The organism is bacterium (genome assembly GCA_018812485.1).
In the GTDB taxonomy this organism is placed as follows: domain Bacteria; phylum JAHJDO01; class JAHJDO01; order JAHJDO01; family JAHJDO01; genus JAHJDO01.
In genome coordinates this window covers 1-9,529 of sequence record JAHJDO010000012.1, presented here as the reverse complement: position 1 = coordinate 9,529, position 9,529 = coordinate 1, and the positions used below count along the sequence as shown (strand labels likewise).

Below are 9,529 nucleotides of genomic sequence, written 5' to 3'. Positions count from 1 at the left end.
TCATATTTTCCTGGGCGCATTCTCTCTTCTCCTTTTTCCCGATACTTTCTCGGGATTCTGTTTTTTTCTTAGGAGAGAGGATAGCCCTTTCTTTTTCCTATCTCAATTACTTTTGCATAAAATATTTTACATTACCTTTCATAAAGACACTTTTAACTTTGGAAACTGAATGATGTTGTCAGGGGAGATTTTATACTATCAGAAGACACGTTCTAATTAGCAGTAGCTATATGTTCACCCACTTTGTAAAACTTATCAGTTTCAGCAGTAAATTCTTTAATTACTCCTGGTCTGAAAATAAGACAATGCGTTGATCCTCCAAACTGAAAATACCCTAACTCTTCACCTTTTTTTACATGATATCCTTGTTTTATATTATCATTAATAATACATGATGATACTTCTACCATACCTACTGGCATGAAGCACATTAAACCTATTGTGGGATCATCAGCTTCGATAAAAAAAAGAGCGCGTGTCTGAACATGCACTAAATACCCTTGTGATTTTTCTTGAGCTGAAGGATCTACTCCTTCTGAATCAGCCTGACTAAAATATAACCCTTCTTTTACAAAAGCTTTTTTTATTGTTCCGGAAACTGGACTGTGCCAACGATGATAATTGAAAGGATTAAGAAATGCCTGGTAAACGTCCCCGTTTACAAATTCATCAACTAATTCATCATTAGCCAACATATCATTTAATGAATACGGTTGAGATTTAATCCAAAACTTACTGTATTTTTGAACGTTTTTACTAATCTCATACACTGTGGAATCACAAGCACTAACTATAACTTTATTGTTGTCTGGTTCTGCTATAAGACGCACACCTTTAACAAGTTTTCTTGCAAAGAAATCATTCCAAGATTTAAATCCCCAATATTCATCTTCAGGATTATGCTGATAATCATTCATATTTAATTTCACTTGGGCTTCTTTACTCTTCCATCCATTTGGAGAATCATTGATTACGTACAGTGATTTCTCACTATTAAGAAATTCTGACCATGCAATTAAATAATTTTTTATCATTGTATTAATTTTTTCATTACGGTATGCCGCAAATCCAGCGGGTGTACTCATTGTCCATACAAGTATTTCTGAAAGAGGAGTACCCGCAAAACGTGTTTGATTATATTCAGGAGCATATTTTAATAGTTCATTCAGCTTATATAACAAATCTTCTACGTCTTTTAAATTTTTATTACTTTGCGGAATTTGTTCAATCATTTGTGTTAAATACATTCTAACCACAGGATCTTCGTCTATTATTTTTTTAAATTCTAATATTACCGGCTGAAACTTTGCAGCCAGTCCTTCGCAGTAGCTCTTCGTGTCTGTTATCCCGCTAAGCCCATCGGTTCTATGCGGCGCTGAAGTGCATCCAAAAAGAAACAAAACAGTCACAGCCATTAAAAAATATTTTTTAGCCATTTGATACCTCCTGTTTTTTATCCTGTTTAGATGCCTATTATGTACTTTTATAAATTTTTTTACAAAATTCATTTTTCATAAAGACACCTCTTGCCTATTTTTATTGAGATTTTAAGCAATTTGAGCTATGGTAATATTAAAGCAGGAGTGGCTGTTCAATAATTTAAGATGTTATAGTACAAATTGAAAAACAAGAAGCTCACCAAAATAGAACATCCAGCATTCCCTCAACCAAACGACACAAATGTCGATCTATGGCGTTACCTAGACTTTGATAAGTTTGAATGGTTAATAAATAATGATCGACTTTTCTTTCCTATGGCAGAACGGCTAGGTGATCCTTTAGAAGGTACTCAGCCAGTTGGTGACTTAAAATGGTGGGAAGACCAAGCGGCAAACGCTGAGACTGAAGAGAAAAAGAGAATTATTGAACACAATCAAAAACTGATATTGAAATTCTCAAAAGCATTTCTTCCTAACCATTATGTCAGTTGCTGGCATATAAATTCATCTGAGAAAAAACGAATGTGGAGGTGTTATACAAAAAGTTCTGAGTCAGTGGTTATTCGAACCACATACCACGATTTACAACAATCATTACCTAACTACATATTTATTGGTATGGTTCGCTATATTGACTATGCTGTTGAACGTTTGCCATCGTTAAATTTACTTGAATACATAACACACAAGAATATTTCTTTCCAGTTCGAAAACGAGGTACGCGCTGTGGCTTTTCGGCCGGCAGCTGAACAAACTAGGGCTAAACACTTTCAAGAAAATCTTTATGAATTAAATAAATCACATGGCTTTAGATTTTTTGCGCCTTCGATAGAGTTAAAGCGCATTGCACAAGAAGTTGTACTTCACCCGAAAGCTACAGATCACTTCCAATGGAAAATTGCGGATATTTGTAAAAAAAAGGGGTTGCCATTTCCTAGTCGCTCAAAGTTCACGAGCGTTAATTGATAAAAATGCACTCTAATCGTCAAAAGACCTTCTTCTTCGACGGGTGACGTTATATGAGACGAAAAGGGGGGACAGCGATCTTTTCTATAATTTCTTATCCACTCTTGTCATTGCTATTTTGCCGGTTCTGGCGATTTCTGCTATTCCAAACGGTCTCATTAAATCCAAAAATGTATTTAGCTTTTTTTCATCTCCATCTATTTCCACTATTAGATGTTTTGGATTCATGCTTACTACTTTACACTGAAAAGTTTCTACAATCTGGGTCAGTTTTGTATATGTGGCTGGATTATAAGCAAGTTTTATTAACATGAGTTCACGATCTATTGTATCCTTTCCCGTTAAATCCTGAACCTTTATCACATCTATAAGTTTATTAAGCTGTTTTGTAATTTGCTCAAGAACCTTTTCATCTCCTTCCGTAACAATAATCATTCTGGAGATTGTTGGATCTTCAGCAGTTGCGCCTACAGACAAGCTCGCTATATTAAACCCTCTTCCACTAAAAAGTCCGCTTATTCTGGCGAGAACACCAAATTTGTTTTCAACCTGACAGGATATTATATGTTTCATTTTATTATTTTATCCTTTCTATGCTAATCCAGAGAGCATTTCTGTCAAACTTGCTCCTGCAGGCACCATAGGAAATACATTCTCTTCTGGTGCTACTCTAAAGTCTATAACAAAAGGTGCGTCAGTTTTTATAGCCTCTTTAAGCGCTCCCTCAACATCCTTTTTGCGTGTAATTTTCAGACCTTTTGCTCCATAAGCTTCAGCTATTTTTACAAAATCGGGGTTATTGTCAAGAATTGTATGCGAATACCTCTTTTTGTAAAATAACTCCTGCCATTGTCTTACCATTCCAAGACAGCCGTTATTTAAAATTGCTACTTTAACATTTATATTATTTTTAACAGCTGTACCAAGCTCCTGAATATTCATCTGAAAACTACCGTCTCCAGCTATATCAAAAACAATCTTGTCCGGACATCCAACTTTTGCTCCAATAGCTGCAGGAAAACCAAAACCCATTGTGCCAAGACCGCCGGAAGAAATAAATGTTCTGGGCTTTGTATATCTAAAAAATTGAGCCGCCCACATTTGGTTCTGTCCAACCTCTGTTGTTATAATGGCTTCTCCATTCGTAACTTCCTCTATCTTTTCCACAACATACTGAGGCTTAATACAATCACCATCATCTTTATATACTAGAGGGCATTTCTTTTTCCATTCTTCTATCTTGCTATTCCATTGTTTCCTTGTTCCTTGTTTTATATATTTGATAAGTTCCTCAAGAACCCTTTTAACATCTCCAACTATAGGAATGTCTGTCTTAACATTTTTCCCTATAGCAGTAGGATCAATATCTATGTGAATTACAGAGGCGTGCGGCGCAAATTTACTGACTTTTCCAGTTATCCTATCGTCAAATCTTGCTCCAACTGCAATAATGAGGTCTGAGGCCATAATAGCATGATTTGCATATTGGGTTCCATGCATGCCAAGCATATTTAGAGATAATCTGTGATTGTCAGGAAAACCTCCTTTACCCATAAGAGTAACAGTAACAGGAATATCATTCTTTTCAGCAAGTTCCTTCACAAAAATATTTGCGCCCTGAGAAGCAATAACTCCACCGCCAATATACAAAACAGGTTTTTTAGATCCATTAATAGCTTCTGCAGCTTTCTTAATCTGCTTAATATTCCCGGCATATGTAGGTTTATAGCTTTTAATATCAGCTTTTTCAGGGTATAAAAAATTAGTCTTATCTACCATTACATCCTTAGGCAAATCTATAAGAACCGGACCAGGTTTACCAGTAGAGGCAATATAAAAAGCTTCTTTAATTGTTTGAGCCAGGTCAGCCACATTTCTAACCAGATAATTATATTTTGTTATAGGTCTTGTTATTCCAACAATATCAGCCTCCTGGAATGCGTCATTGCCTATCATTGATGTCAGCACCTGTCCGGTTAATGCAACAAGAGGGATAGAATCCATATATGCAGTGGCTATTCCAGTTACCAGATTAGTCGCTCCGGGACCTGATGTGGCAAGACAGACTCCCACTTTCCCGGTAGCTCTTGCATACCCGTCAGCAGCATGAGCTGCTCCCTGTTCATGCCTAACCAGAATATGCCTGATCTCTTTTGTTGCATATAGTTCATCATATACATCCAGCAGAACACCGCCCGGGAAGCCGAATATGACCTCCACCTTCTCTTCCTTTAAGCTTTCTATAAGTATTTTTGCTCCACTGAGTTTCAAAATATCATCTCCTTCTAAATATTGCTCCGGAACTTGCTGAAGATACCATCTGTGAATACCTATACATATATCCGGACTTTATCTTTGGTTCTGGCTTTTTCCATTTACTCAATCTATCTCTAATTTCCTTATTAGTTAACTTAATATTTAGTTTTCTGCGAGTTATGTCTATTTCAATAGTATCTCCATCCTTCACTATAGCCAATGGACCGCCTTCAGCTGCTTCTGGAGATATATGTCCAATAGCTGCCCCGCGCGTGCCGCCTGAAAATCTTCCATCAGTTAATAGAGCTACACTATCCGCAAGTCCAATACCTGCAAGCGCTGCAGTAGGAGAAAGCCCTTCTCTCATTCCAGGACCACCCTTCGGCCCTTCATAACGAAGAACAATAATATCTCCCTTCCTGATTTTTTTATTCATTATAGCTTTCATAGCTTCTTCTTCAGAGTCAAAAACCCTTGCAGGCCCTGAATGCTTCATCATATTAGGACTAACAGCAGACTGCTTAACAACAGCTCCATCAGGCGCTAAATTGCCTCTTAGTATTGCAATCCCGCCTTGTTTAGAATAAGGATTGCTTATTGGTCGGATAACTTCTTTATCGAGAATCTCGCATCCTGCAATATTCTCAGAAACTTTCTTGGTCGTTACTGTTAAGCATTTCTTATTTATTACTCCCAGTTTACTGATCTCTGCCATTACTGCATGCACTCCTCCAGCTTCATCAAGATCCTCAAGATGATATTTGCCTGCTGGTGATAGTCTGCATAGATTCGGCACCTTTTTGCTTATTTTATCAAAAAGACTAAGATCAAACTCTATTCCAGCTTCATTTGCAATAGCTGGCAGATGGAGAACTGTATTAGTTGAACTGCCAAGCGCCATTTCTACGGCTATTGCATTCTTAAAAGCGTCAAGCGTTGCAATGTCTCTTGGCTTTACACTTTTCTTTACGAGCTCGACTATCTGTTCCCCGGCTTCTTTGGCAAGTCTTATTCTTCTGGCATCAACAGCGGGTATTGTGCCATTTCCCGGCAAGCTAAACCCTAACGCTTCGCTAAGACAGTTCATTGAGTTTGCAGTGAACATGCCTGAACAGGAACCACACCCTGGACATGCCCTCTCTTCTATTTCAAGAAGCTCTTTTTCACTCATCTTGCCGCCTGCCACAGCTCCAACCGCCTCAAAAACACTTATTAAATCTATTGCTTCTTTTCTAATCTTCCCTGCCATCATAGGCCCGCCGCTTATTACGATTGCCGGAATATTTAACCTGAGCGCTGCCATAAGCATACCTGGAACGATTTTGTCACAATTAGGAACAAGCACAAGTCCGTCAAAAGGGTGCGCTTTTGCCATAACTTCTATTGAGTCTGCAATTAGCTCCCTAGAGCCCAGAGAATATTTCATGCCTTCATGATTCATTGCAATGCCGTCACATACTCCAATCACACCAAACTCCATAGGTGTTCCACCACCCATATAAACGCCTGCTTTAACAGCCTTAACTATTTGATTAAGATGAATATGCCCGGGGATAATTTCATTAAAAGAATTTGCTATTCCTATGATGGGTCTTAAAAGTTCTCTGTCGCTATAGCCCATGGCTTTCAAAAGAGAGCGATGAGGGGCTCTTGATATTCCTTTTTTCATCAAATCACTACGCATACCTATCCCTCCTTAATCAAAAATTTCTTATCCGGCGGGAGCGACGGGACTCGAACCCGCAACACCCAGATCGACAATCTGGTACTCTAACCAGTTGAGCTACGCCCCCTTAGAAAAGCTGCACTTTTGTCATTTCTGGTGGGCGGTACTGGGTTTGAACCAGTGACATCCTGCTTGTAAGGCAGGCGCTCTCCCAGACTGAGCTAACCGCCCTGAAAGAGACAGTATATAAAAAGTGAATATGCTTAGCAAGTAAAAAACGTGTGGTTATCCTTCTGCTACGCAGACTTGATTTCTGCCGTTTTGTTTGGCTAGATAAAGAGCCTTATCGGCTCCTCTCACTATCTTTCCTATACTGGAGTATATAGAAGTATATTTACATATACCTGCGCTTACTGTAACGGCGAGTTTAGTCCCGTTATATATGGGTTGTTTCTTTTTAATAGTTTTTATCAACCTCTCTGCAAAAATCCGCGCTGAGCGTGTTCCCGATATAGGACAGATAATGGCAAATTCATCGCCGCCATATCTAAAAACAATATCAACTTTACGGGCGCTATCCTTAAAAATCTTTGAAAGTTTTTTTAGAACAGCATCACCAACAGGGTGACCAAAAATATCATTAATTTTTTTAAAATGATCTATGTCTATTAATATCAAAGATAAGAGTGCTCCGTATCTCCTTGCTCTGTTTAGTTCCTTCTTCATAACACTCTGAAAATACCGGCGATTGTATAGCCCTGTAATCTTATCTTCCATGGCCAGATTTTTCATTTTTTGCTGTTTTTGTTCCATTTCTATCATTGCTCTTCTTGAAGCCACTAATAAATTTGTTTCTGTTACAAGTCCCACTAAGGCTCCGTTCTCAATGACCGGAAGACGACGAATATGATTGGTTCTCATAATATTCAGGGCTCTATTTAACAATGTTCCTGGACTGGCGGCTATAAGAGGATGGGACATTTTTTCTGAAACTGGCTTTTCAAAGCTTTCCCCGTTCGCCACCATTTTCACAATATCGCGTTCTGTGATTATTCCAACAGGTGAATTATTGTTTACAACAACGATACAGCTTATTTTATTATCCTGTATCAACTTAACCGCCTTCATAATATTGCTGTCAGGTTTTATTGTAATTATGCTCTTTGCCATTATTAAATCCAACCTGTTCAACATTCTTCTAATCCCACCTTTCTCTCTTCTTTTAAGAATATATTATATACGTGGAGAAAAAGCTACAGCAAAGGAATTTTATCAATAAACATTTGCTGCCAGAGCTCCAGATTAAGAAGAGCCCATAGCCTGTATCCATGATCATAACGACCACTGGTGTGTTCATTAATGATTAATTTTAGATATTTTGTCTGAAAATATCCTCTCTCCAGGCAATGTCTTGAAAGAAGCACGTCTTGAAGATACTCCTTAAGCTCATTTCTGAACCAATGACTGATAGGCACTCCAAACCCCATTTTCTTGCGTCTGAGTATAGGTGCAGGAACAAGTTCTGAAAACGCCTTTTTTAGAATATACTTGCTAGTAAGCCCTTTTAACTTAAGATTAGACGGAATACAAGCAGCGAACTCCATGAATTTATGGTCAAGAAAAGGAGAACGCGTCTCCAAGGAGTTTGCCATTGCAGCTATATCTATTTTTACAAGCAAGTCCCCGGGAAGGTATGTCACAATATCAACAAAAAGTGTGCTGTCCAGAAAATCGCTGTATTTACTATTGTTATAATAATTTTCCGCATAACCAAATGCGTCAATCCCTTGAACCGCTTCTCTAAAAAATGGGGTGTAAAGATCCTTTTTCCTTTCATTGTCAAAGATAGATATCCAGCGAATATATCGTCTTTCAGGAGAATAATCCATGGATTCAGCAAATCTTCTGAAACGGCGGAGCATTGTTTTTTGTTCCGGAGAATATGGAATTTTTTTTACAACAGCATTAATCATATTACGTATACATTGAGGAGATTTCTCATAATACTCAGCTAATTTTACAGCTTTATAGCGCGGATATCCTGCAAAGCTTTCATCCCCCCCATCTCCATTTAAAGCAACTGTTACATCCTGGCTGGTCATCTTTGCAACATAATAAGTGGGTACTGCGGACGAATCTGCAAAAGGCTCATTATAATGCCATATGAGCTTAGGCAGAATATCAAGAGCATCCGGCTTTACAATATATTCATGATGATCGGTTTTAAAATGATTCGCAACGATTCGTGCATAGTTAAGTTCATTATATTTCTCCTCCTGAAATCCTATTGAAAAAGTTTTGACCGGTTCCCTCATCAGCTTACTCATAATACCAACTACAATACTTGAGTCAAGACCCCCGCTCAAAAAAGCACCTAAAGGCACATCGCTAACAAGTCTAAGCTTTACTGACTCTTTAAACAAGTTTCTAATACGCGAGCAATATTCATCCTCTGACATTTTAATCTTATTTACTGCATTTAAACTCCAGTATTGCTCAATTGAAATTTTCCCATTTTCCCACAACAGATAATGGGCAGGAGGTAATTTGAAGATGCCTTTAAAAGCGGTCAGAGGACATGGAACATATTGATAAGTAAGATAATTATGAATGGCTTCTAGATTTACTTCTCTGGGGACTTGTTTTACCTGTAAAATCGATTTTATCTCAGAAGCAAAAACCAGTTTATTGTCATACTCAGCATAACACAAAGGCTTTTGTCCTATTCTGTCCCTTGCTAAAAGAAGACTCTTCTTTCCCTCATCCCATATAGCAAGAGCAAACATACCCCGCAGAAACTGTAAACACTTAGCATCATATTCCTCATATAAATGGACAATAACCTCAGCGTCGCTATTTGTATAAAAACAATGTCCTTTAGCTTCTAAGTATTTTCTTAGTTCATGGAAATTATAAATCTCTCCATTACACACAACCCATATTGTTCTCTCTTCATTATGAATTGGCTGATGCCCTGTATCCAGATCAATAATGGCAAGCCGCCTTATACCAAGCCCTATATTCTTTCTAGCATCTTTTCCCCAGCCAAGATATATTCCCTCATCATCAGGGCCTCTATGCTTTAACACAGAGCACATGCTCCGTATTGTTTCTTCTTTAATATTGCCTTCAGACCTTTCAGGTCTTACATTTAAAATTCCGCAAATTCCGCACATTTATCTAATTTTCAATTTTTAATTAT

General features: G+C 37.9%; 7 protein-coding genes and 2 tRNA genes. 1 reads left to right on the top strand and 8 read right to left on the bottom strand.

Annotated elements, in window-relative coordinates; translation table 11 throughout:
• Positions 1-212: 212 nt before the first annotated feature.
• The gene (locus tag KKC91_00875) at positions 213-1,415 is read right to left on the bottom strand and encodes a phosphatidylserine decarboxylase family protein (protein MBU0477110.1); all 1,203 of its coding nucleotides are present in this window, start codon (positions 1,413-1,415) and stop codon (positions 213-215) included.
• A 204-nt stretch (positions 1,416-1,619) separates the two neighbouring features.
• Between KKC91_00875 and KKC91_00870 the strand changes: the two genes are divergently transcribed.
• Positions 1,620-2,405, top strand: coding sequence for a hypothetical protein (locus KKC91_00870; protein ID MBU0477109.1), 786 nt, complete (start codon positions 1,620-1,622; stop codon positions 2,403-2,405).
• 84 nt (positions 2,406-2,489) lie between these two features.
• Here KKC91_00870 and ilvN read toward each other — a convergent pair whose 3' ends face one another.
• The 7 genes from ilvN to asnB form a co-directional block, all read right to left on the bottom strand.
• Positions 2,490-2,978: an acetolactate synthase small subunit gene (ilvN, locus tag KKC91_00865; GenBank protein MBU0477108.1), complete on the bottom strand. Its 489-nt coding sequence runs from the start codon at positions 2,976-2,978 to the stop codon at positions 2,490-2,492.
• Between the two features lie 18 nt (positions 2,979-2,996).
• The gene (ilvB, locus tag KKC91_00860; GenBank protein MBU0477107.1) at positions 2,997-4,676 is read right to left on the bottom strand and encodes a biosynthetic-type acetolactate synthase large subunit; all 1,680 of its coding nucleotides are present in this window, start codon (positions 4,674-4,676) and stop codon (positions 2,997-2,999) included.
• Between the two features lie 4 nt (positions 4,677-4,680).
• On the bottom strand, positions 4,681-6,345 hold the full coding sequence (gene ilvD, locus KKC91_00855) for a dihydroxy-acid dehydratase (GenBank protein ID MBU0477106.1): 1,665 nt from the start codon (positions 6,343-6,345) through the stop codon (positions 4,681-4,683).
• A gap of 35 nt (positions 6,346-6,380) precedes the next feature.
• Positions 6,381-6,454, bottom strand: a tRNA-Asp gene (locus tag KKC91_00850).
• 27 nt (positions 6,455-6,481) lie between these two features.
• Positions 6,482-6,558: transfer RNA gene (locus KKC91_00845), tRNA-Val, on the bottom strand.
• A gap of 54 nt (positions 6,559-6,612) precedes the next feature.
• Positions 6,613-7,521: a GGDEF domain-containing protein gene (locus KKC91_00840; protein ID MBU0477105.1), complete on the bottom strand. Its 909-nt coding sequence runs from the start codon at positions 7,519-7,521 to the stop codon at positions 6,613-6,615.
• Positions 7,522-7,580: 59 nt separating this feature from the next.
• The gene (asnB, locus tag KKC91_00835) at positions 7,581-9,503 is read right to left on the bottom strand and encodes an asparagine synthase (glutamine-hydrolyzing) (protein ID MBU0477104.1); all 1,923 of its coding nucleotides are present in this window, start codon (positions 9,501-9,503) and stop codon (positions 7,581-7,583) included.
• Between the last annotated feature and the right edge of the window lie 26 nt (positions 9,504-9,529).